Raw genomic sequence first — 25,434 nt, forward strand, 5'->3', positions numbered from 1 at the left:
GTTATGAATTTATTGAGGATTGCTATTGGTAATAGCGAACTTGATTTCACATACTCATTCGAATCATCAGTCGTTGATTCGCACGCGAAGCATAACGCGGCTCAAACTGAGCTGACAAAATTAGCAGGATCGATAGCTCAAAGCGTCAGTAATATCGGACAAAAAGCATGTTTTAAAGATTTTTCATGGAGATCGATCATATGCACAGTGCCATATCTTTCTTGCAGGGACATGCCAATCTGGGCATGGGCAGCTGGCACCTTGGCCAGGGGCGGCGTAGCTGGGACGAGGAGAAAGCGGCCTTGCTCACCGGATTGCAACTCGGCTTGAGCGTGATCGACACCGCCGAGATGTATGGCGACGGCCTTTCCGAAGAACTGATTGGCGATGTGCTGCGTGACTGGCCGCCAAGTCGGCCCCGGCCTTTTCTGGTCAGTAAGGTGCTACCCATGCATGCCAGCCGCAAGGGAGTGGTGCGTGCGCTCGAGGCCAGCGCCCATAAGCTGGGAGTGGACTGTATCGACCTCTATCTGCTCCACTGGCGCGGAAATACGCCGCTGGCCGAGACGGTAGCCGCGTTTGAGGACCTGAAGACGCAGGGCAAGATTCGTCATTGGGGCGTTTCCAACTTCGACACTGACGATATGCGGGAGCTGTGGCAAGTTCCGGGCGGACGCAACTGCGTGGTCAATCAGGTGCTCTACAACATTTTCAGCCGCGGCATCGAATATGACTTGCTGCCCTGGTGCCAGAAGAATGGCGTGACCGTGATGGCTTATTGCCCGCTAGGACATGGAGAGCTGATTGAGCACAGCCTGCTGGCTGAAATCGGTGATCGCCATGGTGTCAGTGCCAGTGTGGTGGCTCTGGCCTGGGCTCTGCGCAGCGGCAAAGTGCTGGCGATTCCCGAGAGCGGCTCCGAAGACCATATCCGAGACAACGCCCGTGCACTGCAGCTCAAGCTCGGCCCGGAGGAGCTTGCGCTGATCGACGCTGCCTCGCCCCCGCCGCGCTTCAAGCAGCCGCTGGACATTCTCTGAGCAAGAAGGGCCTGAGGTTTAGGCGAGGCGGTGTCATGAGCGACGGTCCGTGAGATCCTCGCTGCCCGTACCAGTGCTCAGACCTGAACCCAGTCCGGCGCCCAGCCCCAGGCCTCCCGCTCCCATGTCTGTGCCCTGAGCGCCTGCGCCACTGCGACCGCCCGAACCCTGAGCTTCACCGGCCTTGCGATTCCCTCCGGCTCCCCCGGTATTCGGCCTTGCCGGGCCCTGGGACGGTATCTGGAGATGCGAGGGAATGGGTTCAAGATCCAGAGCGTCGCGGATAAAGCCGCGCAGCGAGGTGACCAGCGCGGCGGTCTCGATAGGTCGACCGGCCACCATATCCCGGGCGGCCCGGGCCGCCAGTTCCACCTGCTCCTCGGTACCCAGCAGGATGATGTCGGACAGCGCGGCTTCCACGGCATCCCGGATACGACGCCGGCGCTCGTTCAGGCTAGCTCCGGCTGGCGGTTGCGGCGGCGTCTCATCGTTTTGCCTGAGCTCGCGCAGATGCAGAGGGCTCACGCTCAGCGTGCCGGTGAACGAGCTGCCCAACGTTTTGTAGGCGGCGATCAAGGTCTTGAGTCGTTCGTTGATCTGCCGGTTCTCACGCTCGCGTCGTTTTTGCACGGTCTGCATGAACAACAGGCGAATGCCCATCATCAGGCAGGTCACCAGCAACAGGCCCAGCACAGTGGAGAGCAAGGAGGTCCAGGAGCTGAAATCAAGCGAAGAGCGCATGGAGTTCTTTCAAACGGAGTCGTCGGCCATGAAAGCGAGTTTGCACAATTTTTACGCGATCAGGGCGAGAGTGGCATGCTCCGGCAGCGCTTGCAGCAAAGCTTGTCAATCGGTCTCGCGTTTTGCCATATGCTAGATAGTTGACATATCACCTAGCTGAGAAAAAGAGACAACGTGGTGGAGCCTGTGACTAACCGGGGTCTGAACCCCTCATGGATCATCGTCGCAGCCGGCGTCAGTGCCTCGCTGCATGTGGGCAAGCTGCCGCCCGCCGTGCCCCTGCTGCAGCAGCAACTGGGCGTGTCCCTGGTGCAGGCCGGATTTCTGCTTTCCACCGTTCAGGTGGCGGGCATGGTGCTGGGCCTGGTGGTGGGCCTGGGCGCCGACAAATGGGGTCTGCGTCGCAGCTTGCTGATGGGGCTGTTATTGATGGCGCTGTCCAGCATGGTGGGCGCTGCGGCCACGGGCTTTGCCTGGTTGCTGGCGCTGCGCGCTCTGGAGGGTCTGGGATTCTTGCTGGTCGCCATGCCTGCTCCAGGGCTGATTCGTCGCAGCGTCAAGCCGTCAGAGCTGGGGGCGCGAATGGGCTGGTGGGGTTCCTATATGCCCATTGGCAGCGCCATGGGCTTGCTGCTTGGGCCTTGGGTGCTGCAGGCGACCAGTTGGCAGGCCTGGTGGCTTGCGCTGGGTTGTACCTCCGCCTTGGCTGCCTATGCCGTTTGGCGCATGGTGCCTGCGGATGCCACTGCAGCGGTAGCAGCCACTGCCGATGAAGGATGGCGTCCGCGTCTGGCGCTCACATTGCGCAGCCCCGGCCCCTGGCTGGTGTCGCTGGGCTTTATGGTGTATTCGGGTCAGTGGATGGGCATTGTCGGCTTTCTGCCCACGCTCTATTCTGAGGCCGGACTCAGTGCCAGGCTGGCCGGCCTGCTGACTGCCGTGGTCGCTGCCAGCAATATGCTGGGCAATGTGGCTGCAGGCAGGTTGTTGCATCGGGGCTGGAGTCCCGCTCGCTGCCTGCAGACCGGCTATGTGCTGATGGGGCTGACGGCGCTGCTGGCCTATGTGCAGATCGGCGGCGAGCCTTTGGCACCGCTGTGGCTGCGCTTCGTGGCCGTGGCACTGTTCTCGGCGACGGGCGGCCTGATACCGGCGACCTTGTTCACAACGGCCATGCATCTGGCGCCCAGCCAGGCCACGGTGTCAACCACCGTGGGTTTCATGCAGCAATGGTCTTGCGTGGGGCAGTTTGTGGGTCCGCCGCTGGTGGCGGCCGTGGCCATGCAGATGGGCGGTTGGCAGTTTACGTGGATGGTGACAGGCAGCATGTGCGTGCTGGGCTGGTTGCTGGCGCTGGGAGTGGGCCGTTGCTGGAGCAGCCTCAGGGCCTGAGATTTGGGAGTGATGCTCTGTATTCGTGAGCTTGCAGTTCTTGGTGGGAAAGTGCTGTAGCTCGATTTGGTGTGTTGTTTTGAGCTGGCGCAGAGGGCTCAATTGCCAGCCCAAGCATGATTCGAGTCTGAACTGCGGTTAGGCTGCAGTCTTGTGGAGGTTCATGATGCAAAAGCGCCAGTTTCTCGCCACCGCAGCTTCGCTGACGGCATTGTCATCAACGCCCTGGCTCGCGGGCTGTGCTTCGCGTCGTACCAAGACGGTGGTCAAGCCCGCCGAGCTGATCTATTACGGCGGCCCGATTCTCACCATGAACGACGCCCAGCCCCAGGTGGAAGCTGTGGCGGTGAATGCCGGAGTGATTGCTGCCATCGGCTCACTGCCGGAGCTGGAGGCCTTGCGCGGTCCGGCCACGCGCATGCTGGACTTGCAGGGGCGCACGCTGATTCCGGGCTTTGTGGATCCGCACAGCCATATCGGCGGCGTGGGACTGCAGGCCATTTCGGCCAATCTGCTGCCTCCGCCCGACGGCGACAATGCCTCTATCGCCGACTTGCAGCAGACGCTGCGCGAGTACATCCAGACCTCGCCCGAGGTCAAACAACTGGGCATCGTGCTCGGTTTTGGCTATGACGATTCCCAGCTCCAGGAGCGGCGTCATCCCACACGCGACGACCTTGATGCCGTTTCGCGTGATTTGCCGATTGCCGTGATTCATCAGTCAGGGCATTTCGGCGCACTCAATTCCACGGCCCTGGCCCGTGCCGGCATTGGTCCGGGCACACCCAACCCCGAAGGCGGAGTGATTCGTCGTCGGGCCGGCAGCCCGGTGCCCAACGGGGTGCTGGAGGAGAACGCCTTCTTCCACACCCTGGGCCGGATCATGCCCAAACTCACTCTGGAGCAGTCCATGGACTGGCTGGAAAAAGCCCAGCAGCTCTATCTGGAGTTCGGCTACACCACTGTGCAGGACGGGCGCTCCGACGCAGGCGCGATCGCCTCGGCCATGGCGGCTGCCGAGTCGCGTCGGCTGGTCATCGACGTGGTGTCCTATCCCGACATATTGCAGTTGGGTGATGGCGCGCTGGCCAACAAGCTCAAGTTCAGCCGGAACTATACCAATCGCTTTCGCATTGGCGGTGTCAAGCTCACGCTTGATGGCTCGCCCCAGGGCAAGACAGCCTGGCTGACCGAGCCCTATCTGTTGCCGCCAGATGGCCAGAAGGCTGGCTACCGTGGCTATGGGGTGCTCAGCGATGCCAGGGCCAATGAGCAGGTGGCCAGGGCCATCCACAACGGCTGGCAGATTCTGGTACATGGCAACGGCGACGCGGCGATCGACCAGTTCATCGCTGCCGTGCGTGCCAGCGGCTCCGTGGAGCAGGCGCGTGCCGTGCGCCCGGTGCTGATCCATGGACAGACGCTGCGGCGCGACCAGGTGAGCCAGCTCAAGGAGCTGGGCATTTTCCCGTCGCTGTTTCCCATGCATACCTTTTACTGGGGCGATTGGCACCATGATTCGGTGCTCGGCGATCCTCGCGCGCAGAACATCTCGCCGACAGGCTGGGTGCTGGCCGAGGGCATGGTGTTCACCTCTCACCACGATGCGCCTGTCGCTCTGCCGTCGTCGATGCGTGTGCTCGATGCCACGGTCAATCGAACCACGCGCTCGGGCCGCGTGCTGGGGCCCGAGCATCGCGTCTCGCCCTGGGTGGCGCTCAAGGCGCAGACCATCTGGTCGGCCTACCAGCATTTCGAGGAAGACCGAAAGGGCTCCATCGAGGTCGGCAAGCTGGCCGATCTGGTCGTGCTTTCGGGCAACCCGCTGACTGTGGAGCCTCATCAGCTTGCCAGCCTCCAGGTGCTGGAGACCATCAAGGAAGGGCGCACGGTTTACAAGCGCGATGGGGCAAACTTCTGATTTGAGAGCCACTTGCGATTGATAGGTATGCGTTTGGGTGAATGTTTTTCACGCATCGCGCGAGCCGATAAGGGCGCGCAGCGCACGCTCCAGTTGCCGGGCGTTCTCATGCACCAGCAGCCATTCGGGCTGCAGTACTTCCGTTGGTGCAGGTGATGCAGGGCAGCTATCCATGGTCGCAAGTGGATCATCGGCCCTGAGTGCGACCACGGTTGGCTGGTTGGCCAGATCCAGACAGGCATGCGTCAGCCAGCGACAGTATTCCGCTATTGCCGCAGGCGGTGGCATCCCGGTGTGGGCGGTGGCACGATTCAGACTTTCGGCCAGCAGTAGAGCCGTGGCATAGACGCGCACGGCGTGTCGGTCATAGCGACGGGTGACAAAAGCCAGTCGCTCTGCATTGAGCCGTCCGCGCAGGGTCCAGCGGCGCGAGGAATGGGCCTGGCCTACGGCGGCGCGCAGGGCGGCCAGCGATTCATGGGCCAGTGATAGCTGGCCGAGAGCGGTTTCGGCTGCATCGGCTTTTTGCTGCTGGCAGGCCCCGAGGATCAGATCCAGACCGTTGGCAAGCTGTTTGAGAAAGATCGAGGCGGCCCGGCCCATATCCTTGATGGGGTTGGAGGTCAGCAGCACCTGGCTGAAGATAAGCCCGACCGCAGCGCCGACCGTGACGTCCAGCAGACGGGCTCCGCCCGCCATGCTGGGGCCGAGCACCAGCACCAGAATCACCGAGACCCCTGCTTGAATCGGCACCACGGGCGCGGGGCCGATGATGGCACCGAGCAGGATGGAGAGAAATGCGCCCAGACTCATGCGCAGCAACAGATGCTGCTCGGGCAACTGCCACAGCAGATCGCCGATCACGATGCCCAGTGTGCAGCCTATGAGCAGACTGCGCGCCTGTTTCAGATGGCTGGGCAGTCCAGGGGCGAGGCAGATCACGGCGGTAACCACGGCGAAGGCGGGCTTGGGGTGGCCCCAAAGCTGCTGGGCGATGACCCAGGCCAGCATGCTGGCCAGTGCGGCGGCAATCGCATCACGCAGGGCCAGCCTGGCTCGCGATGGAAAAGTGGTCTTGGCACGGCGCCAGGCCAGCATGAAGGGGGTGCTCCAGCGCAATCTCAAACTCCTTGGCATGGCCGTCAATCAGACTCTGATTCAAGGATGTTAGAGGGCGTAGCGAGATTGTCCTGTGGGAAATACGCCACGTCACCCGGAAATGCAGCTCGGCGGATCAGTCTGCCGAGTCGTCGTACTGGGGCGGGGCCTTGCGAAAGCCACTGGTGATGATGGCCAGATAGGCAAGGCCGATGCTGCCCCAGATGAGGCCCGAGCTCAGCGAGCTGGGCTCCACCTCCAGCCACATGGCGCCTACGCTCATGAAGCCCAGCACCGGGGTGACAAGATAGCGCAGCAGGTCGCCCGGGCTGTGCCAGCGGCCCTGGCGCCACATATATTCGGCCAGCACCGACAGATTGACAAAACTGAAAGCCGTCAGTGCGCCGAAACTGATCAGGGCGACCACATATTCCAGACTCAGAAAGCCAGCGGTCAGCGCCACCGCGCCCACCAGCAGAATGTTGTAGGAAGGCGTGAAGGACCTGGGGCTGATGTGGCCGAAGAAGCGCTGGTGGATCACGCCGTCGCGGCCCATCACATACATCAGGCGCGATACACCAGCGTGAGCCGCGATGCCCGAGGCCATGACGGTGACGATGGCAAAGGACAGCACCACTGACTTGAACAGCGCACCGCCCACCAGATAGAGTATCTCGGGCTGGGTTTCGTCCACGGCCTCGAAGTACTGACCGGGGTCGCCAGGGAAATAGAGCTGCAGGAAATACGTGGCCACGATGAAGATCAGGCCGGAAATCAGCGCCGTCAGAAAAATGGCCTTGGGCAGGGTGTTTCGGGTGTCGTGGGTCTCTTCGGCCAGTGAACTCAGCGAGTCAAAGCCTGTGAACGAAAAACAGAGAATGGTGGCTCCCGTAATCAACGCACCGATCTCGGCCTGGGCGCTCCAGAAGGGCGACAGCGTCCACAGGCCCAAGCCGCCATGCCCGGCAATCGCACCCAGGGCATTGCGGCCCGCATGCAGATCGCGCCAGACCATGTAGGTGAAGACGGCGATGACGAGCAGCTGGAAGAAGACGATCAAGCCATTGAAATGGGCGACGAAGCGAATGCCGCGCAGGTTCACGCAAACCATCAGCGCGGTCAGGCCGACGATCCAGACCCAGTGGTTGACCTCGGGGAACATGGATGTCAGATAGATCTTGGCCAGCAGGATATTGACCATGGGCGAGAGCAGATAGTCCAGCAACGACGACCAGCCCACCATGAAGCCCACGTTGGGGTGAATGGCCTTTTGCGCATAGGTATAAGCCGAGCCCGAGGAGGGGTAGCGCCGGATCATGTGGCCGTAGCTCAGCGAGGTCAGCAGCACGGCCAGCAAGGCAACAAAGTAGGAGGTGGGCACATGCTGCATCGAATCTCGCGAGACCATGCCGAAAGTGTCCAGCAATGTCATCGGCTGGATATAGGCCAGGCCGATGATGACCACATGCCATAGCAGCAGAGTCTTTTGCAGGCCGGCAGGAGCAGGGGGCGAGGCCGCCTGGGCTGGGTGATCGGTCAGTGCAGTCATCTTCTACAAGAACAAGAGAGCCGGCACAAAACCTGTGCCGGCCTGCGCGTGGCAAGGCAGCGGGCGACGAGTCCCCGGCTGGCAGCCACCGTGTTGTCAATGGTTTGGGCACACCCCGAAGCAGGGCGCCGTTCTTGGGTTCCGCTGAACCTCGGGTCGGGCAGCAGCGAAAAGCCGGCATTATCGGCTTTTGTTACTGTCGAGGTTGCTTATGATGAAAATCTCATTAAATTCAAGGCGGTATCAGCACAGCTTGCTATGACTGGAAGAGCATGCACATGTTCAGCCTCAACTCCCTTGCAGCAGAGACTGAATGCATTGCCATTCGGCTTCGGTCACCGGGGTAATGGAGAGACGATTACCTTTTTGCAGCACGCGCATCTGCGCCAGTTGAGGTTGCTCGCGCAGCTCTGGCATCAGCAGGGGGCGGATCTTTTTCAAGGCCTGCACATCCAGCATAAGCCAGCGCGGTTTGTCGGTCTGGGACTTGGGATCGTAATAGGGGTCTGCAGGGTCGAACTGTGAAGGGTCCACACGCAGATTGCCGGCAATGCGGGCAATGCCGTAAATCCCAGGTTCGGCGCAACTGGAATGCCAGTACAGCACACCGTCACCCACCTGCATATCGTCACGCATGAAATTGCGTGCCTGGTAATTGCGCACGCCATTCCAGGCAATGGTCTGCTCGGGGGACGCCAGAGCATGGTCGATGGAGTACTCGTCAGGCTCGTTCTTCATGAGCCAGTAACGATGGGCTTGGAGGCTGCTGTCGTTCATGGGTGCATTGTCGGTGAGGAGGTTGCTGTCTCAGTCATCACGGTCTCGCTGCCAGGGACCGCGATCCTGCTGCCAATTGCGCACCAGATCGCTATTGCGTTGCAGCAGATTTCGGGTGTCCAGCCAGCGGCCCGGAATGTCCAGCTCGGCTTCTTCCACCACCCGCATACAGTCCTGAATATGGCGCTCGCCCAGATAGCGCAGAGTCGCGTAGCCTATGGATGCAGCTGCGAGCTGGCCCAGTAGCGGCACATATCTGGCGGCCTGCTTGGTGCTCATGCGCAAACCCAGGGTTTTGCCGAGGCGCAGCACTACGTCGCGGGTGATGAACTTGCCGATCAGCACGGAGCCAACCATGGCGATGGCTTTCTGGACTTGCTCGCGCTTTCCTGGCGTGAGTTGGTCGAGTTGCTCTGGCGTCAACCCGAACTCCTGGTTGATGCGCGGATAGAGTTGTGCGAGCAGGGCGGCATCAGCAGCCCAGTCCAGACCGGGTATGGGAATGGCACTGGCGGCAGCGCTGACGAGTGCCCGTCTTCTCAGTAGTTTGCGGGCCCGTTCAGCGGCTTGGGCAATGTCTTTGCGCTCCGCTCTGGTCGCACTAAGGTTTCTGAAGCTCGGGTCTTTTTTCCACATATTCGATAAGGAGATGACGGAAATAGAAAAAGGGGCTTGTCGGCCCCTTTTGGTCGGAATTCAGATTCAGTTGGCCTTACCGCGCACCATGCCATAAATAAACAAAAGAATCACGGCCCCAATGACCGATGCGATCCAGCCTGCGGTTTGCCCGGGCTGGTACCAGCCCATGGCCGAGCCCAGATAGGTAGCTACAAACGAGCCGACGATACCGAGAAGAATCGTCATGATCCAGCCCATGCTGTCATTGCCGGGCTTGATGGCCCGTGCAATCAAACCGACGATAAGACCGATGATGATGGTTCCGATGATGGACATATTCTGTTCCCTGTTGGTGCTTTGACGAAAGTGACTCTACGCGGCCCGGCAGATCGACTCTGTCGGACGATTCTGAATGTCGGCGCGAGCGTGGTTCTTGCATGAAGACATGCGGCGGCATGGGCTACATCAGGGCTCAAGGAAAAAACAAAAACGCCTGCAGAAAGCAGGCGTTTTGGTCGAGCTCTGATTCAAAATCAAGGCTGCAATGGACCCAGGGCGCTATATGCAGCAGCCGTGGTTGCCGAAGCGTCAGCACCTTCGACGCGGCGGGCGCCGTCGAAGCGGCGAGCCCAGTAGGAGGTCTGCATGCTTTCCACACGTACGCTGGCACCGGTGCGCGGTGCGTGGATGAATTTGCCATCACCCACGTAGATACCCACATGGCTGAATGTGCGGCGCATGGTATTGAAGAACACCAGATCACCGGGCTTGAGGTCGCTGCGGTCGATCTGCTGAGTGGCATTGGCCTGTTCGGCAGAGACGCGAGGCAGAACCTTGCCCATGGTCTGGGAGTAGATGGCCCGCACAAAACCGCTGCAGTCGAAGCCGGTTTCTGCGTTGGTGCCGCCCAGACGATAGGGAACGCCAAGGAAGCCCATGGCCGTCACCACCAGATCGGAGGTTTTTTCGGCCACGTTCTGACGTGCTTCGCGCACGAAATCAGTCGTCTTCTCGGCCACGGAGTGTCGAGCTTCACGCAACTGGGTGATGAGGCCGCGGTTGACCAGCAACTGGGCCATGTCGTCGTCACGCTGCTCGCTAGGCGCTGCGTGCGCTGAGGTAACGCCGACAAATAGAAGTGCAATAAGCCATCGGGACATGGGGCGTGAGGGTAACACGTTCATTTGTAGGATGGGGGCTCTATTTCCAATTTTTTCTCTTGGTTTTTGATGCAGCACAGCAAGTGAGCTGCGGGCATAAGCTTATTGCGTGAGCTGCTCTCAAATTTGCAGCGTATTGCAGTAAGTGATTTCCCCATTCTGGTGAATGCGGGTCGGGAATGCAGCAATTCATGGTATTGACATGCGAGAGGCGTTGCATTGACGGACTTTCAACCCCGGCATGCGCTTGCAGCGACAATAGCGCCATCGATTGCAGCCGATGCGACACGCTTCCTCAGCGTGCCGCGCGCCTGTCCTGCGCAAGCGCTGCGCTTTTTAGCAGTGGCTTGACACGGTTTTAAGAAAGATTTGCCATGTTGTTAGAAGCTTCCGAGTCGCAACTGGTTCTGGTGGACTACCAGGACAAGCTGATGCCTGTCATTCACGAAGGCGCGCAAGCGCTGGCCAATGCCGTCAAGCTGGCCAAGATGGCGCAGCTGCTGGATGTGCCTGTCTGGGGAACTGAGCAGAACCCCTCGCGCCTTGGCGCCAATAATGCGGAACTGAAGGCGCTGTGCCAGAAGACGCTGGAGAAAATGTATTTCAGCGCCGTGCCTGAGGGGCTGGGTGAATGGCTGCGTCCTCCCGCCAAGCCGCAGGGCGGCAATGCGCGCAGCCTGCCCAAGCATCTGCAAAAGCCCCAGCAGCAGGCGCCCGAGCGCAATATGGTGGTGATTGCCGGCTGCGAAACCCATGTCTGTCTGTTGCAGACGGCGCTGGAGCTGCTGGAAGACGAGTTCGATGTGTGGGTGGTGACGGATGCTTGCGGCTCGCGCACCGAGCGTAACCGCGATGCAGCGTTTGACCGTCTGGCGGGCGCCGGCGCCGAACTGGTGACCACCGAGATGGTGATGTTCGAGTGGCTGCGCACCTGCGAAGACCCTGCCTTCAAGGAGATGCTGGCTCTGGTCAAGTAATCGCTTGCAGCTATTCAGGAAATAAGCGCCTTCTGGGCGCTTTTTCTTTTGGCTGCGCGCTGATCGCCACATTTCCATTCAGTGGCGCTCAGATCCCAGGAATCGCTGCCTGGCTTGCAGATGGTATCCATGGGGTGTCCACCGAGGAGTCAGCATACCCTATGGCACGGCGGACACGATATCCTAGAAGATGGTTTCAAGGAGGACCCAGGAACTGAACGTGCTTGGGCCGGTGCTCTGATGCGGCGTTGATGCGATAGTCAAGTGCTGTCAGTTTTTGGCAAGCGCGTTATGAATAATTATGAATTCAGAAAACTCTCTGCAAAAGACGGAGAGTCAAGGAGACATATTCATGACCACGCGTTTCGAAGATTTTTATCAGCGTTCCATTCATGACCGCGACGGCTTCTGGGCGGAGCAGGCCGGCCTGATCGATTGGCAGCAGAAGCCGCAGCAGATTTGTGACTACAGCAACCCGCCATTCGCCAAATGGTTTGTGGGCGGCACCACCAATCTTTGCCATAACGCCATTGACCGCCATCTGGCAGAGCGCGGCGATCAGAACGCGTTGATCGCCATTTCCACCGAAACCCAGACCGAGAAGGTCTATAGCTATCGCGAGCTGCATGCGGAGGTCAATCGCATGGCCGCCGTGTTGCAGTCGCTGGGTGTGCAAAAAGGCGACCGCGTGCAGATCTATATGCCCATGGTTGCCGAGGCCTGCTTTGCCATGCTGGCCTGCGTGCGTCTGGGCGCCATTCACTCCGTGGTGTTCGGTGGCTTTGCCTCTGGCGCACTGGCGTCGCGCATCGATGATGCCGAACCCAAGGTCATCATCAGCGCCGATGCGGGCTCGCGTGGCGGCCGTGTCGTGGCTTACAAGCCTTTGCTGGATGAAGCGCTCAGGCAATCCAGCCACCAGCCCGCTGCCGTGCTGATGGTCAACCGCGGGCTGGCTGAAATGCCCATGAAGGCAGGTCGCGACCATGACTGGTCGGCCTTGGGCGCCCGGCACATGAATGCACAGGTGGATTGCGTCTGGGTGGAGTCAACCCATCCCAGCTACACCCTCTATACCAGCGGCACCACAGGCAAGCCCAAGGGCGTGCAGCGCGATACGGGCGGCTATACCGTGGCGCTGGCGGCCAGCATGCCGCATATCTTCGATGCCCAGGCCGGACAGACCTTCTTTTGCACCAGCGACATCGGCTGGGTCGTGGGTCATAGCTACATCATCTATGCGCCGTTGATTGCGGGCATGGCCACGGTGATGTACGAAGGCCTGCCGGTCAACCCAGATGCGGGCATCTGGTGGAGCATTGTCGAAAAATACAAGGTCACGCACATGTTCTCGGCGCCGACGGCGATTCGCGTGCTCAAAAAGCATGATGCTGATTACCTCAAGCGCTACGACATCTCAAGCCTCAAGGCCCTGTGGCTGGCCGGCGAGCCGCTTGACGAGCCCACGGCGACCTGGATCAGCCAGGCCATCAACAAGCCCATCATCGACAACTACTGGCAGACCGAGACCGGCTGGCCCATCATGACGCTGTGCAACGGCGTGCAAAAGCAGGCCACGCGTTTTGGCAGTCCGGGCCGGGCTGTCTATGGCTACAACGTCAAGCTCATCGATGACGCCAGCGGCGAGGAGCTGACCCAGGCGAATCAGAAGGGCGTGCTGGCGATTGAAGGTCCGCTGCCGCCCGGTTGCATGCAGACGGTCTGGCGTGACGACAACCGCTTTGTCAACACTTACTGGAAGAGCATTCCGGGTCGGCTGATCTACAGCACCTTCGACTGGGGCATTCGCGACGAGGACGGCTACTACTTCATCCTCGGCCGTACCGACGATGTGATCAATGTGGCGGGCCATCGCCTGGGCACGCGCGAGATCGAGGAGAGCATCTCTGCCCATGCCCAGATTGCCGAAGTGGCCGTGGTTGGCGTTGCCGACAATCTCAAGGGCCAGGCTGCGCTGGCCTTTGCCGTGGTGCGCGATGCGGCCTTGGTGGCAGATGAGGTGTCCAGCAAGGCCCTGGAGGCCGATGTGATGAAGCTGGTCGACTCGCGTCTGGGTGCGGTTGCGCGTCCGTCTCGCGTGATTTTCGTCACGGCTCTGCCCAAGACGCGCAGCGGCAAGCTGCTGCGCCGGGCCCTGCAGGCCGTGGCCGAAGGTCGTGACCCTGGTGATCTGAGCACCATGGAAGATCCTGCGGCCCTGGCTCAGGTCCAGCAACGCTTGTAACTTCAGCAAGCCGGAGCCTGTGGTGATGGCTCTCCAAATCACCACAGTCCAGGCAAGGGCCGCCCCGCAGCAAAGTCCGTCGTCCCCTCAGGGAAGACTCGAAGCGACTCAGGGGACATTTGAATACAAGGCCTGCGACCATCAAGGCGCAGGCCTTGCTGTTTGCAGCCTAAAATCGCCCGATCGCGCGCGCAGTCCGCTGCCTGGCGCTATGGAATTGAAAAACTTCGAGAAAGAGCTGTTGTGCAAATTGCATCCTCCATCTTCAAGGCCTATGACATTCGCGGCATCGTGCCGTCGACACTGACTGAAGAAGTCGCCCGTGGCATAGGCCGCGCATTCGGTATGGCAGCGCTGGTAGCCGGCGAAAAAACCGTAGCGGTGGGCCGTGATGGACGTCTGTCGGGTCCCGCGCTGTCGGAGGCATTGATGCAGGGCCTGACCGATGTGGGCGTGAATGTGATCGACATCGGCCTGGCCACCACGCCCATGCTGTACTTTGCGGCCGCGACCTTGTGCACCAGCGGCATTCAGGTGACGGGCAGCCACAACCCCAAGGATTACAACGGCTTCAAGATGGTGCTGGCAGGCCGCGCCATTTATGGCGAGGAAATCCAGGCCCTGCGCGCACGCATGGAAACCGAGGACTGGACGATTACTGGTGCCGGACAGATCAGCCGTGCTGATGTGCTGGCCGATTACACCGCCCGCATCGTGGGCGACGTGAAGCTGGCGCGGCCCATGAAGATTGTGGTGGACTGCGGTAACGGCGTGGCCGGTGCGTCGGCGCCCGCCATCTTCCGGCAGCTGGGCTGCGAGGTGATTGAGCTGTTCTCTGAAGTCGACGGCAACTTCCCCAATCATCATCCAGACCCCAGCAAGCCCGAGAACCTGCGCGATGTGATCCAGGCCCTGCAGACCAGCGATGCCGAGCTGGGTCTGGCCTTTGACGGTGACGGCGACCGCCTGGGCATTGTGACCAAGGACGGCCAGAACATCTTCCCCGACCGTCAGATGATGCTGTTCGCCAAGGATGTGCTTTCGCGTGTGCCCGGCGGCTCCATCGTGTTCGACGTCAAGTGCACCCAGCGTCTGGCCCCCGAGATCGAGGCTGCAGGCGGCAAGGCCGTGATGTACAAGACCGGCCATTCGCTGGTCAAGGCTCGCATGAAGGAGCTGGGCGCGCCGCTGGGCGGCGAGATGAGCGGCCATATCTTCTTCAAGGAGCGCTGGTACGGCTTTGACGATGGCACCTATGCCGGCTGCCGTCTGCTCGAAATCGTCAGCCGCGAAACCGACTCCAGCGCAGTGCTCAACGCATTGCCCACCAGCTTCTCCACGCCCGAACTCAATGTGGCCTGTGCCGAAGGCGAGCCCCATCGTCTGGCGGCCGAGCTGCAGGCGCTCGCTGCCACGGAGTTTGCCGAACCTGCCCGGGTCAGCACCATTGACGGCCTGCGCGTGGACTGGGCCGACGGCTTCGGCCTGATCCGCGCCAGCAACACCACGCCGGTGCTGGTGCTGCGCTTTGAAGGCCATACACAGCAAGCCTTGCAGCGCATAGAAGCGCAGATGCTGGCCTTGCTCAAGCGCGTCAAGCCCGACGCCCAGGTGGGCGCTTCTGCGCACTGATAGCAGCAGCGCTCAAGCATGGCCAGATCGGCTCCCATGAGCTTTCCCCGTGCGCTGTTCAGCGCACTGGCCTGGGCGGTGCAGCCTCTGCTGCGGCGCAAGCTGCGACGCAGAGCGCTCGCCGAGCCGGGCTACGGCGTGGCCGTGCCGGAGCGCTTTGGCCATTATCAGCCTGCAGATCTGGGGCGCGACGGACGCGGCCGTTGGGTGTGGATTCATTCGGTGTCGCTGGGCGAGACCCGGGCTGCCGCCATTCTGATCAAGGCCTTGCGCGAGCGCATGCCTGCGATGCGTCTGCTGTTGACGCACAGCACTGCGACCGGGCGAGAGGAGGGGGCAAAGCTGTTGCACCCGGGCGATGTGCAGGTCTGGCTGCCCTGGGACTCCCTGGGCGCCACCAGGCGTTTTGTCGCGCAGTTTCAGCCTGCCGTGGGCGTGCTGATGGAAACCGAGATCTGGCCCAATCTGATTGCGGCCTGTGCCAACACAGGCATTCCTCTGGCCCTGGCCAATGCACGTCTGAACGAGAAATCCGAAGCCGGTGCCTTGAGAGTCAGGCCTCTGTCTCGCCCAGCGTACGCCGCACTGGCTGCCGTCTGGGCGCAGACCGAGACCGATGCCAAGCGCCTGCGCAATGTAGGAGCCAGCGTGGATGCGGTGCTGGGCAATCTCAAATTCGATGTGCAGCCCGATACTGCCCAGATCGCCCGGGCAGGCCAATGGCGCGCAGAACTGGCACGCCCCGTACTGCTGTTTGCCAGCAGCCGCGAGGGCGAGGAAGCGATGTTCATCGATGCGCTCAAGGCCCTGGGCGATGCTGCAGCGGCGGTGCAATGGCTGGTCGTTCCGCGTCACCCTCAGCGCTTTGACGAGGTGGCGAGCTTGCTGGGCAAGGCGGGCTTTGCTGTTTCGCGGCGCAGCCAGTGGGGGCAGAGGCCTCCCGTGCAGTCCGGCGCGATCTGGCTTGGAGACTCGCTGGGCGAGATGCCCCTGTATTACGGCTTGGCAGCGGCGGCCCTGATGGGGGGAAGCTTTGCGCCGCTGGGCGGGCAGAACCTGATCGAGGCGCTGGCCTGTGATTGCCCGGTGATACTGGGGCCGCATACCTTCAATTTCAGCCAGGCGTCCGAGCAGGCGCTGCATGCCGGAGCAGCCCTGGGTGTGGAAAATATGGGAGCGGGCTTGTGTCAGGCCTTGGACCTGGTGGCCAAGCCGGATCGTCTGCAGGCTGCCGTACAAAGCTGCCGCCAGATGGTGCAGGGCAATCGCGGCGCGGCCGCGGCCACGGCCGAGGCGATTCAAGCGTTGATGAATGCTCCTTGATCAGGAGCGTATGGCGACCTGTAGGAAAGGGTTTGAGGCCGATATGATGTTAAACCCTGAGAGCCTGCTTCTCGAGCGGTCTTAACGCTAAGGCGTTCTTGCTGCGGGCTTTGCGGCAGCCAGGCTGCTTGTGACGGCTGGCCTGGCTGTGGCAGCAGGGGCTATGTCGGGCGTGCGTGTCAGTGCGTCGATCATGCGCAGATCATCGTCACTGAGCACGCCTGCGGACTGGCGCAGCTTGAGCTGGCCTAGCAGCACCTGGTAGCGCGCATTGGCCAGATCGCGCTCGGTCTGGTAGACCTGACTCTGGGCATTGAGCACATCGATATTGATGCGCACGCCCACCTCATAACCCATTTTGTTGGCCTCCAGCGCACTCTGGCTGGAGGCGAGGGCCGCTTCCAGCGCCTTGACCTGAGCCTGGCCTGACTGCACGCCGAGGAAGGCGGTGCGCGTAGCCTGCTCCACGTTGCGGCGAGCATCGTCGAGCTGGGCGCGGGCTTTTTCCTCCAGCGCCACGGTTTCCCGGATGCGGTTCTGCACGGCAAAGCCCGCAAACAGCGGCATGTTCATGACCACGCCGATCTGGGCAGCGTTGGTGCGATAGCTCAGGGGAATGGATGGAGTCATGGAGCCGTTGGGATAACGGTTGACCACATAACCCGCCTGCAGGTCCACGGTAGGCTTGTGGCCGGCTTCGGCCTTCTGCGTGTCGAGCCTGGCGATGTCCAGGGCCAGCTGGGCCTGGCGCAACTGGGGCTGGGCGGCCAAAGCCTTGTCCACCCAGTCTTGCATATTGTCGGGCGTCACCTTGGGCAGGGTCAGCGGCGCGGCCAACGGCGTAGGCTGAATGCCGACGCGGCCCACGAGCTGATCCAGGGCTACGCGCTTGACCTGCAGGTCATTTTGCGCAGCGATTTCCTGGGCCGTGACCAGATCGAAGCGTGACTGGGCTTCGCGTGAATCGGTGATGGTGGCTGTGCCAACTTCGAAATTGCGCTTGGCCATCTCGAGCTGGGTGCTGATGGCCTGCTTTTGCGACTGGGCCACCTGCACGCTGTCCTGGGCCGCCAGCACATCGAAATAAGCCTGGGACACACGCACGATCAGGTTCTGTGCAGCCGCATCCAGCTGAGCCTGGGCCACATCCACGCCGTGCTGCCCCTGCTCGTAGGCAATCTTGTTGGCAGGACGGTACAGCGGCTGCTGGGCGCTGAGCTGCACGTTCTGCTGCGTGCTATTGAAGCTGCTGGTCATGCCGGGCACGGGCACCGAGGTGTGAATGTCCACATGGGTGCGGTTGGCACCCGCCGACAGACCCACATTGGGTAGCAGCCCGGACAGGGCCTGGTCGGCGCGGCTGGCCGCAGCTCTCGCATCGGCTTGCTGGGCCTGCCATGAAGCGTCATAGCCGCGGGCCTGAGCCACCAGCTCCGACAAGGTCTGGGCCTGTGTCTGAGTGCCGGCCCATGCCAGCAAAACTCCCAAGGAAATGGCACGCAGCGCGTGTGCGGAGGGGGCTTGCAGAGGCCTGGGCAGCTTGGTCATAAATGTCAGGGTTGGGCGGTCTCGATCACAACAGAAAACTCAACAAAGCTCTGGATTGGCCGAGCAATAGGCCCGGCAATCTTTCAATAACGAGGCACGCCCGGGTCGGCGCTGAGCGACCAGGCGTCAATGCCGCCGGTGATGTTGCTGACGTCCTCAAAGCCGTTGTTGAGCAGAAACGCAGCCACGCTCATGCTGCGGGCGCCATGGTGGCACAGGCAGGCGACGGGGTGGTCGGGGTCCAGCTCCTGCAGGCGGCCGGGAATATCGTGCATGGGAATGCAGCGCAGCTCGAAGCCTTCGCCGGGCTGAATGCTGGCCAGGGTGACTTCCCAGGGTTCGCGCACATCCAGTACCACGGGCCTGACGCCATTCGCGGCATGAGAAGCCAGCCATTGCTGGAATTGGGCGGGCAAGACCTGGGTCAACATAAAAACTCCTGGCGGCTGGCCGACGAATCTGCGGGCCAACCCTGACACTGAAAGACAGGCCCTGATCGCTGCACTGCCGAGTCGCAGCGCAGAAAGCAGGGCGAACGCAACAAGCGTTTAGAACGAGAAGCGCGAAGGCTCTTCAAAACCCACAAGGCGGGTGGCAGCAGTATCCCAGGGTTGCTGGACTTCGAAATTGTTGCCGTTCTTGGTCACCAGTGTGAAGCGCATCACGGGCATGTGACCGACGATGGCGGCAATGCGGCCGCCTTCGTTGAGCTGGGCGTAAAGGGCATCGGGAACCTGAGCCACCGAGCCGCTGAGCACGATCACGTCAAACGCGCCCTGAGCCAGGGAAGCGGTGGCACCGTTGGCCAGCTTGACTTCGACATTCTTGACGCCGGCGCTGAGCAGATTCTCACGGGCCATCTCGGCCAGTTCGGGGTCGATCTCCAGTGTCACGACTTCCTTGGCCTGGGCGGCCAGCAGGGCTGCCATATAGCCGGAGCCGGTGCCGATCTCGAGCACGCGGTCGGTGGGCTTGATCTTCACGTCTTGAAGCATGCGCGCTTCGATCTTGGGTGCCAGCATGTGCCAGCCTTTGGCGGCAGCTTCTTCGGCCGTGCCCTTCAGGGGGACTTCAATGTCCATATAGGCCATGTTCGCGTATTCGGGCGACACATAGTCTTCACGGTGGACCTTGCCCATCAGCTCCAGCACGGACTCGTCCAGCACATTCCAGGGACGGATTTGCTGTTCGATCATGTTGAAACGAGCCTGCGCGTGCACATCGCGCGGGTCCACTTGGGCATTCATTGGCAGGGCCATGGTATCTCCGGGGAAAGACTTATCAGGACAAACCATCGATTCTACGAGCCTCGGAGGCTTCGTGCGGCGGCTCATCGCTTTTTGAGGGCACGCCAGACCATTTACGGCGCATCCAGTTGGAAAAATCATCGAGATAGCAGTACACCACGGGCACCACGACCAGGGTCAGCAGCGAGGAAGTGATGACGCCACCGATCACTGCCTGACCCATGGGGGCGCGTTGCTCGGAGCCCTCGGTGACCGCAAAGGCCAGCGGCACCATGCCGAAGATCATGGCCAGCGTGGTCATCAGAATCGGGCGCAGGCGCACCCGGGCCGCCAGCAGCAGCGCTTCGTTGCGCGGCAGGCCCGGCTCGGTCTGGCCGCTGACCTCGTTGGTGCGGCTCTCGCGGGCGCGGATGGCAAAGTCCACCAGAAGAATGGCGTTCTTTGTCACCAGACCCATGAGCATGACCACGCCGATGATGGAAAACATGGACAGGGCCGAGCCGAACATCATCAGGGCCAGCACAACGCCGATCAGCGTCAGGGGCAGCGAGGTCATGAGTGCCAGGGGCTGGAGAAAGCTCTTGAACTGGCTGGCCAGAATCATGTAGATGAAGATGATGGCCAGCATCAACGCGGAAATCGCGTAGCCGAAGGATTCGGCCATGTTCTTGGCCGCGCCGCTGAACTGGTAGCTGTAGCCGGGCGGCATGGGAATGGTGGCCAGCGCCTGCTTGATATCGGCTGTGACCTCGCCCGTGCTGCGCAGATAGACATTGGCGTTGATGGCGACTTCGCGGTTGAGGTTGCGGCGGTTGATCTGGCTGGGGCCGGTGCTGTCCACCACGCTGGCGACTTGGTTGAGGCGCACGATACGCATGCCGCCATCTCCGGTCGCCAGTGCAAACGGCAGGCGCTCCAGGTCCTGGGGCGTGGTGCGGGCCTCGGGCTGGAGCCGCACGTTCACGTCATAGGTCTGGTCGTCGCTGGCCCGCCAGTTGCCCACGGTCTGGCCGGCCACCCAGGTGCGCAGTGCGCCAGCCATATTGCCTATCGACAGGCCCAGATCGGCCGCGGCATCGCGATGGACCTCGATATTGACCATGGGCTTGTTGGGCTTGAGGCTGGAGTCCAGATCGACCAGACCCGGGATGTCGGCTATGCGCTCCTGGACGATCTGGCTCAGGCGGCCCAGTTCGTCCAGATCCGGGCCCATGAGCGAGAACTCGACCTGCTTTTGCCCGCCCACGGCCTCGCGCAGGCCCACATGGGTGAGCTTGATGCCTGCAACCGCCTGCAGCCTGGGGCGCAGATAGGCCGAAATCTCGTCCACATTGCGGCTGCGCTGGTGGCGGTCAACCAGGCGCACATAGATATTGGCGTAGTTCTTGCCGTTGGCATTGCCGGTGTTGATGGTGGTCAGCGTGTAGCGCACCTCTGGCAAGGCGCGCAATATGTTCGTCACCTGCCTGGCCTTGGCTTCGGTGGCTTCGATCGAGGAGCCTTCGGGGGTGTTGAAGCTGATCGAAGTTTCCGAGAAGTCCGCCTTGGGCACAAATTCGGTGCCAAGCAAGGGTACAAGAGCGATGCTTGCTATGAAAATAATGAATGCCAGCGCCAGGGTGAGCAGCTTGTGAGCCAGCGACCAGCGCAGTATGCCCTGATAGACGTCCGAGAGCCGATCGCTCATGCGCTCCACCCAGGCCGTCACGCGACCCAGCGTGCGGTCGTACAGGCTTTTGCTGCCATGTTCGCCATGGGCGTGGATTGCCGGGTCATGCCAGACGCTGGAGAGCATGGGGTCCAGCGTGAAGCTGACGAACATGGAGATCAGCACGGCCGCCACGATGGTGATGCCGAACTCATGGAAGAACTTGCCGATGATGCCGCCCATAAAGCCTATGGGCAGAAATACGGCGACGATGGAAAGCGTGGTGGCGAGCACGGCCAGCCCGATCTCCTGCGTGCCTTCCATGGCTGCCTGATAGGCGTTCTTGCCCATCTGCACATGGCGCACGATGTTCTCGCGCACCACGATGGCATCGTCGATCAGCAAACCCACGCACAGCGAGAGCGCCATCAGCGTGACCATATTGATGGAAAAGCCAAACCAGTACATGAAGAGAAAGGTGCCAATCAGTGCGATGGGTAGCGTCAGCCCCGTGATCACCGTGGAGCGCCAGGAATTCAGGAACAGAAACACGATGAGTACCGTGAGCAAGGCTCCCTCGATCAGGGTTTGGCGCACGTTGTCCACGCCCACGCGGATGGCGCGCGAGTTGTCGGCAATCGCCTGCAGGCGCACGCCGGGTGGCAGCTCGGGGGCGATGGCCTTGATCGCCGCGTTCAGGCCGTCGACTACCTCGATGGTGTTCTCGTCCTGGGCCTTTTGCACGGACATCAGCAGAGTGCGGCTGCCGTTGTACAGCGCCAGGGTCTGCAGCTCCTGCGCATCGTCCTGCACGCGGGCCAGCTGGCCGACGCGGATCGGAGCGCCGTTGCGGTAGGCTACGATGATGCGGGCGAACTCTTCGGGGCGCTGAATGCGGGCATCGATCTGCACCACGCGTTCCTGGGCCTTGGAGCGGATCGAGCCCACGGGCAGATCCTGGTTTTCGGCGCGCACCGCCTGGGCAACCTGCTCGGGAGTGATGGAGTAGGCCTCGAGCGCCTGCGGGTCCAGATAGACATTGATCTCGCGCTTGGTGGCTCCCACCATGTTCACGGCGCCCACGCCGCGCACATTCTCCAGCCGCTTTTTCAGCACCTGGTCGGCCCAGCTCGTCAGCGCAATCGCGTCGGGCGGCGTCACGCTCTGGCCATTGGCTGCGGTCTCGCCGTGCAGGGCATGGGGGTCTGGCAGCACGGCCAGCGACCAGACAGCCGTGCTGGCCGGGTCGAAGCGGATGACGCGCGGCTCCTTGACCTCGTCACGCAGAGTGGGGCGCACTGAGGCGACCTTCTCGCGTACATCGTCGGCAGCGCGGCGACCGTCTATATGCAGCTGGAACTCGATGATGACGACGCTGGTGCCTTCGTAGCTGCGCGAGGTGAGGGCATTGATGCCGGCGACCGAGTTGACGGCTTCCTCTATTTTCTTGGTGACCTCGCTCTCGACGATCTCGGGCGAGGCTCCCGGATACTCGACCGTGACCACCACTACTGGAAACTCGATGTTCGGGAACTGGTCAACCTTGAGCCGCTGGTAGGAAAAAATGCCCAGCACCACAAAGGCCAGCATGAGCATGGTGGCCAGCACCGGGTTCTTGAGGCTGATGCGCGTGAACCACATTTACCGGCTCCCGCTGCTGACTGGCTCGGCCGATTCTTCGACCAGCGTGCCTTCGCGCAGACCGCCGGTGCTGCCAGCCAGTATCCGGTCGCCCGCATTCAGGCCCTTGAGGATCTGCACCCAGGTTGCGCCTTCATGGGCGGACTGGCGTCCCAGTTCCACGGTCTTGTGGATCACGCGAAGCTCTGTGCGGCTGGAGATTTCCTGTGTACGCTCCGGTGCGATTGCGGCCACGGTCGGCTTGACCGCTTGCAGCACTTGCACATAGGGCAGGGGCTTGTCGGTGCGCACGGCGGCCAGAGGCACGGCTAGCTGGCTGGCGTTGCCGGTCAGTATGCTTCCCTGCAAGAACAGGCCGGGGCGCAACTGTGGAATGCGTTGACTGCTATTGTTCTTGGCGGCTTCGTCCTTTTGCACTGCCAGATAGGCCGCCACAGTGCGCGAGCCGGTCTGGGCGTTGGGATTGATGCGCACCACCTTGGCTCTGATGGCCGTCATGTCCTGGGGGGCACCGGGCACTTGCAGCTCGGCCAGTTGGCCGACCTGAACCTGTACCGAATCTGCGGGAGCGAGCTGGGCCATGATTTCCAGTTTCCCTGGATCGACGACTTCGACGATGCGCGCTTCCACACCAACGCGCTCGCCGTTCTGGACAAAGCGCTGGGCGATCTGCCCACTCATGGGGCTGGTGATGACGGCGTCGGTGACGGACTTTCGGGCCGCATCGGCGGCGGCCTGGGCGGCGGCCAGATTGGCGCGGGCCGAATCCAGGTTGGCCTGCGAGGTCAGCAGTGCGGTGGTGGAGATAAAGCCTTTTTGCACCAGGGCTGCATTGTTGTCCTGGTTGCGCTGGGCAATCACCAACTGGGCTCTGGAGGCATCGGCCTGCTGCTTCGCCTGGCGCCAGCGTGCCTCGGCCTCCGTGGCATCAACGCGAGCCAGCTGCTGGCCCTTGCTGACGCTATCGCCTTCACGCACCGTCAGGCCGCGCAGTTCGCCCGCGACATAGGCCTTGACCATGGCTGAATTCACTGCCTGAACCACACCGTTGAGGGGAACGCTCAAGGCAAGTTGAAGGGGTTGAGCCGTCAGAACCTCCTGGGCAGCCAGTTGTATGGGCAGCTCCAGCGGTGCCGATCCATTGGCCACAGCCGGCTTTTTATGCTGCAGATTGACGACTGCGCGCCAGCCTGTGATAGCCAGCAAGCCGATCAGGGCCAAACTCAAGGCCCAGCGGCCGGAACGCTTCATGGTGTGTATCGGCATCCTGTCGGTGAATATCCGAGGAGATTAAAAATCCAGTCAAAGTTGCGCGAAGTATGTAATCAATGGCCACGCGGAAAAATAAGAACAATCTTGTTTTACCAAGACCTTTTCGTGCGCCGTCCTGCCCGGCTTCTGCACGATGGCGCTTCGTTCCTCTGAGACAGGTTTCTTCTGTTCTATGCGTCACATATTAGATGCGCAGGACACCGCTTGTATTGCAAGTGTAGTGGGCGCCGTGCAGCATAGCGGTGCCGCAATCACTGTCATTGGTGAAAATGGGTAGTTGATTTGAGCTACGCTTGATGCGTCTTAAACACAAGGAGCCCGCAATGGCTGCGGAAACCATTTATCTGGGCGGCGGTTGCTTTTGGTGCACGGAAGCCGTCTTCGATCGCGTGCGCGGCATTGTCGATGTGGAAAGCGGCTATGCCAACGGCCATTTGGACCACCCGAGCTACGACGATATCTGTACCGGCCAGACCGGTCATGCAGAGGTGGTGAAGCTTGAATTCGACCCCGCGGTCATCAGCTTGCGCGATGTGCTGCTGATCTTCTTCGGCACCCATGATCCGACCACACTGAACCGTCAGGGCAATGATGTGGGCACGCAGTACCGCAGTGCAATCTTCACCACTGATGCGCAGCAGGCGACTGTGGCGCGGGCATTGGTCAAGGAAATGCAGAGCGAAAAAGCGTTTGATGCACCCATGGTCACTCAGATCGAGCCCTTGACCAACTACTGGCCCGCCGAAGACTATCACCAGGACTATTTCCTGCAGCACCCGGGTCAGGGCTATTGCGCTTTTGTGGTGGGACCCAAGGTGCAGAAATTCCAGAAAGCGTTCTCGCGCTGGCTCAAGGATTAAGCCTGGCTTGCTGCGCAGGGCCCTTAGTGCAGATACACTTTGCAACCCCCGGCAGCTTTGCTGCAGCCGTTTCGCCCGAGACCGCATTTGCTCCTGAACGTGTCACATCACTCCCATCTGCGCAGAAACAGCCGTCCAGCATCCGCTGGCGGTTGTGCCAGCCTGCGTGAAATCTGGGTGATGCGCTGGCTGATGGGCCTGCTGGCCCTGGCCATGGTGCTGGGCCCGACGCTTGGCCAGATGCACCGTGCGGTTCACGCGGTCAACAATACAGTCCCGGCAAAGTCCTATGTGGCGCACAGCCATGTGCAGCCAACCTCGCCGGCTGTGGCTGGCGACTGCCAGAGTGACAACAGCGGCTGCGCCCCGGATCAGGGCTGGGTCCATGCGCTGTTTGCGGGTCACGGCCCGGCCGAATGTCAGTTGCTGGATCAGGTCAATCATGGCTATGCCGGGCCTGTGGCCGTGCTCGCTTTCAGTGCGCCGCCACCTGACAGCTTCATCCCTCGGCCTTTTGCTCCCGCACCCAGAGCCGTCTTTATTGCAGCGCCGCTGGCTGCTCGCGCGCCTCCTCTGTCTCTCAGCTCCCTGGTCTAGGCCGGATCCATGCTGCGGCATGCTTTGCCGCCTACACCAGAAACATCAGAATTGATAGCTATAAGCGCTTTATACATAAGCGATTTATGCTGTTTTTATTGAATTTCCGTGCGTACTTTCTTTGATGGTCTGCGTGCGCACGGTTGTT

General features: G+C 61.4%; 21 protein-coding genes. 9 read left to right on the forward strand and 12 right to left on the reverse strand.

What is annotated here, in order from left to right; translation table 11 throughout:
• The first annotated feature begins 185 nt into the window (after positions 1–185).
• Positions 186–1,040 carry an aldo/keto reductase gene (locus CSE6_RS07880; RefSeq protein ID WP_193751105.1) on the forward strand — a complete coding sequence of 285 codons (855 nt, stop codon included), beginning with the start codon at positions 186–188 and terminating at the stop codon, positions 1,038–1,040.
• Between the two features lie 33 nt (positions 1,041–1,073).
• Here the strand turns inward: CSE6_RS07880 and CSE6_RS07885 are convergent, their stop codons facing one another.
• Complete coding sequence (locus CSE6_RS07885) at positions 1,074–1,781, reverse strand: hypothetical protein (RefSeq protein ID WP_059440267.1); 708 nt, start codon at positions 1,779–1,781, stop codon at positions 1,074–1,076.
• Positions 1,782–1,958: 177 nt separating this feature from the next.
• Between CSE6_RS07885 and CSE6_RS07890 the strand changes: the two genes are divergently transcribed.
• Positions 1,959–3,173 carry a CynX/NimT family MFS transporter gene (locus CSE6_RS07890; protein ID WP_059440298.1) on the forward strand — a complete coding sequence of 405 codons (1,215 nt, stop codon included), beginning with the start codon at positions 1,959–1,961 and terminating at the stop codon, positions 3,171–3,173.
• A 166-nt stretch (positions 3,174–3,339) separates the two neighbouring features.
• Positions 3,340–5,094, forward strand: a complete 1,755-nt coding sequence (locus CSE6_RS07895) for an amidohydrolase (RefSeq protein ID WP_059440299.1) — start codon at positions 3,340–3,342, stop codon at positions 5,092–5,094.
• 48 nt (positions 5,095–5,142) lie between these two features.
• On the opposite strand, the gene CSE6_RS07900 is transcribed toward CSE6_RS07895, so the two are convergent.
• The 6 genes from CSE6_RS07900 to CSE6_RS07925 all read right to left on the reverse strand — a co-directional run bounded on the left by CSE6_RS07900 (position 5,143) and on the right by CSE6_RS07925 (position 10,296).
• Positions 5,143–6,213, reverse strand: coding sequence for an aromatic acid exporter family protein (locus tag CSE6_RS07900; protein ID WP_224650997.1), 1,071 nt, complete (start codon positions 6,211–6,213; stop codon positions 5,143–5,145).
• A gap of 115 nt (positions 6,214–6,328) precedes the next feature.
• Entirely contained in the window at positions 6,329–7,741 is a 1,413-nt protein-coding gene (locus CSE6_RS07905; RefSeq protein WP_059440268.1) for an APC family permease, read from the reverse strand.
• 288 nt (positions 7,742–8,029) lie between these two features.
• Complete coding sequence (locus CSE6_RS07910; RefSeq protein ID WP_034355920.1) at positions 8,030–8,518, reverse strand: EVE domain-containing protein; 489 nt, start codon at positions 8,516–8,518, stop codon at positions 8,030–8,032.
• Between the two features lie 30 nt (positions 8,519–8,548).
• Complete coding sequence (locus CSE6_RS07915; RefSeq protein ID WP_034384151.1) at positions 8,549–9,154, reverse strand: hypothetical protein; 606 nt, start codon at positions 9,152–9,154, stop codon at positions 8,549–8,551.
• A 66-nt stretch (positions 9,155–9,220) separates the two neighbouring features.
• Positions 9,221–9,472, reverse strand: a complete 252-nt coding sequence (locus CSE6_RS07920) for a GlsB/YeaQ/YmgE family stress response membrane protein (protein WP_034355925.1) — start codon at positions 9,470–9,472, stop codon at positions 9,221–9,223.
• A gap of 197 nt (positions 9,473–9,669) precedes the next feature.
• On the reverse strand, positions 9,670–10,296 hold the full coding sequence (locus CSE6_RS07925; protein ID WP_034349623.1) for a C40 family peptidase: 627 nt from the start codon (positions 10,294–10,296) through the stop codon (positions 9,670–9,672).
• Positions 10,297–10,670: 374 nt separating this feature from the next.
• On the opposite strand from CSE6_RS07925, the gene CSE6_RS07930 reads away from it, so the two are divergent.
• From CSE6_RS07930 to CSE6_RS07945, 4 genes are all read left to right on the forward strand, one after another.
• Positions 10,671–11,273: an isochorismatase family protein gene (locus tag CSE6_RS07930; RefSeq protein ID WP_004340903.1), complete on the forward strand. Its 603-nt coding sequence runs from the start codon at positions 10,671–10,673 to the stop codon at positions 11,271–11,273.
• Positions 11,274–11,625: 352 nt separating this feature from the next.
• Positions 11,626–13,518, forward strand: coding sequence for a propionate--CoA ligase (locus tag CSE6_RS07935; RefSeq protein WP_059440300.1), 1,893 nt, complete (start codon positions 11,626–11,628; stop codon positions 13,516–13,518).
• Positions 13,519–13,761: 243 nt separating this feature from the next.
• The gene (locus tag CSE6_RS07940; RefSeq protein WP_059440269.1) at positions 13,762–15,150 is read left to right on the forward strand and encodes a phosphomannomutase/phosphoglucomutase; all 1,389 of its coding nucleotides are present in this window, start codon (positions 13,762–13,764) and stop codon (positions 15,148–15,150) included.
• An 18-nt stretch (positions 15,151–15,168) separates the two neighbouring features.
• On the forward strand, positions 15,169–16,473 hold the full coding sequence (locus CSE6_RS07945) for a 3-deoxy-D-manno-octulosonic acid transferase (RefSeq protein ID WP_045838898.1): 1,305 nt from the start codon (positions 15,169–15,171) through the stop codon (positions 16,471–16,473).
• A gap of 87 nt (positions 16,474–16,560) precedes the next feature.
• On the opposite strand, the gene CSE6_RS07950 is transcribed toward CSE6_RS07945, so the two are convergent.
• From CSE6_RS07950 to CSE6_RS07970, 5 genes are all read right to left on the reverse strand, one after another.
• Complete coding sequence (locus tag CSE6_RS07950) at positions 16,561–18,021, reverse strand: TolC family outer membrane protein (protein ID WP_059440270.1); 1,461 nt, start codon at positions 18,019–18,021, stop codon at positions 16,561–16,563.
• Positions 18,022–18,104: 83 nt separating this feature from the next.
• Positions 18,105–18,452 carry a rhodanese-like domain-containing protein gene (locus CSE6_RS07955; RefSeq protein ID WP_034355938.1) on the reverse strand — a complete coding sequence of 116 codons (348 nt, stop codon included), beginning with the start codon at positions 18,450–18,452 and terminating at the stop codon, positions 18,105–18,107.
• A 117-nt stretch (positions 18,453–18,569) separates the two neighbouring features.
• On the reverse strand, positions 18,570–19,280 hold the full coding sequence (locus CSE6_RS07960) for a protein-L-isoaspartate O-methyltransferase (RefSeq protein ID WP_004340917.1): 711 nt from the start codon (positions 19,278–19,280) through the stop codon (positions 18,570–18,572).
• A gap of 22 nt (positions 19,281–19,302) precedes the next feature.
• Entirely contained in the window at positions 19,303–22,557 is a 3,255-nt protein-coding gene (locus CSE6_RS07965) for an efflux RND transporter permease subunit (protein ID WP_034355942.1), read from the reverse strand.
• Positions 22,558–23,808 (reverse strand): efflux RND transporter periplasmic adaptor subunit, encoded by a 1,251-nt coding sequence (locus CSE6_RS07970; protein ID WP_034391546.1) that lies wholly within the window; start codon positions 23,806–23,808, stop codon positions 22,558–22,560.
• Between the two features lie 344 nt (positions 23,809–24,152).
• On the opposite strand from CSE6_RS07970, the gene msrA reads away from it, so the two are divergent.
• The gene (msrA, locus tag CSE6_RS07975) at positions 24,153–24,689 is read left to right on the forward strand and encodes a peptide-methionine (S)-S-oxide reductase MsrA (RefSeq protein ID WP_045838895.1); all 537 of its coding nucleotides are present in this window, start codon (positions 24,153–24,155) and stop codon (positions 24,687–24,689) included.
• A gap of 180 nt (positions 24,690–24,869) precedes the next feature.
• Entirely contained in the window at positions 24,870–25,286 is a 417-nt protein-coding gene (locus CSE6_RS07980) for a hypothetical protein (RefSeq protein ID WP_059440271.1), read from the forward strand.
• Positions 25,287–25,434: the final 148 nt, after the last annotated feature.

The organism is Comamonas sp. E6, from assembly GCF_001010305.1.
Lineage (GTDB): Bacteria > Pseudomonadota > Gammaproteobacteria > Burkholderiales > Burkholderiaceae_C > Comamonas > Comamonas thiooxydans.

Excerpts from the sequence above, each read along its gene's own strand:
- CSE6_RS07905 (WP_059440268.1), bottom strand. The coding sequence starts at position 7,741 with ATGACTGCACTGACCGATCACCCAGCCCAGGCGGCCTCGCCCCCTGCT.
- CSE6_RS07950 (WP_059440270.1), bottom strand. The coding sequence starts at position 18,021 with ATGACCAAGCTGCCCAGGCCTCTGCAAGCCCCCTCCGCACACGCGCTG.
- CSE6_RS07930 (WP_004340903.1), top strand. The coding sequence starts at position 10,671 with ATGTTGTTAGAAGCTTCCGAGTCGCAACTGGTTCTGGTGGACTACCAG.
- CSE6_RS07910 (WP_034355920.1), bottom strand. The coding sequence starts at position 8,518 with ATGAACGACAGCAGCCTCCAAGCCCATCGTTACTGGCTCATGAAGAAC.
- CSE6_RS07970 (WP_034391546.1), bottom strand. The coding sequence starts at position 23,808 with ATGAAGCGTTCCGGCCGCTGGGCCTTGAGTTTGGCCCTGATCGGCTTG.
- CSE6_RS07955 (WP_034355938.1), bottom strand. The coding sequence starts at position 18,452 with ATGTTGACCCAGGTCTTGCCCGCCCAATTCCAGCAATGGCTGGCTTCT.
- CSE6_RS07895 (WP_059440299.1), top strand. The coding sequence starts at position 3,340 with ATGCAAAAGCGCCAGTTTCTCGCCACCGCAGCTTCGCTGACGGCATTG.
- CSE6_RS07935 (WP_059440300.1), top strand. The coding sequence starts at position 11,626 with ATGACCACGCGTTTCGAAGATTTTTATCAGCGTTCCATTCATGACCGC.
- CSE6_RS07980 (WP_059440271.1), top strand. The coding sequence starts at position 24,870 with ATGCGCTGGCTGATGGGCCTGCTGGCCCTGGCCATGGTGCTGGGCCCG.
- msrA (WP_045838895.1), top strand. The coding sequence starts at position 24,153 with ATGGCTGCGGAAACCATTTATCTGGGCGGCGGTTGCTTTTGGTGCACG.
- CSE6_RS07920 (WP_034355925.1), bottom strand. The coding sequence starts at position 9,472 with ATGTCCATCATCGGAACCATCATCATCGGTCTTATCGTCGGTTTGATT.
- CSE6_RS07915 (WP_034384151.1), bottom strand. The coding sequence starts at position 9,154 with ATGTGGAAAAAAGACCCGAGCTTCAGAAACCTTAGTGCGACCAGAGCG.
- CSE6_RS07925 (WP_034349623.1), bottom strand. The coding sequence starts at position 10,296 with ATGTCCCGATGGCTTATTGCACTTCTATTTGTCGGCGTTACCTCAGCG.
- CSE6_RS07960 (WP_004340917.1), bottom strand. The coding sequence starts at position 19,280 with ATGGCCCTGCCAATGAATGCCCAAGTGGACCCGCGCGATGTGCACGCG.
- CSE6_RS07965 (WP_034355942.1), bottom strand. The coding sequence starts at position 22,557 with ATGTGGTTCACGCGCATCAGCCTCAAGAACCCGGTGCTGGCCACCATG.
- CSE6_RS07885 (WP_059440267.1), bottom strand. The coding sequence starts at position 1,781 with ATGCGCTCTTCGCTTGATTTCAGCTCCTGGACCTCCTTGCTCTCCACT.
- CSE6_RS07945 (WP_045838898.1), top strand. The coding sequence starts at position 15,169 with ATGGCCAGATCGGCTCCCATGAGCTTTCCCCGTGCGCTGTTCAGCGCA.
- CSE6_RS07880 (WP_193751105.1), top strand. The coding sequence starts at position 186 with ATGGAGATCGATCATATGCACAGTGCCATATCTTTCTTGCAGGGACAT.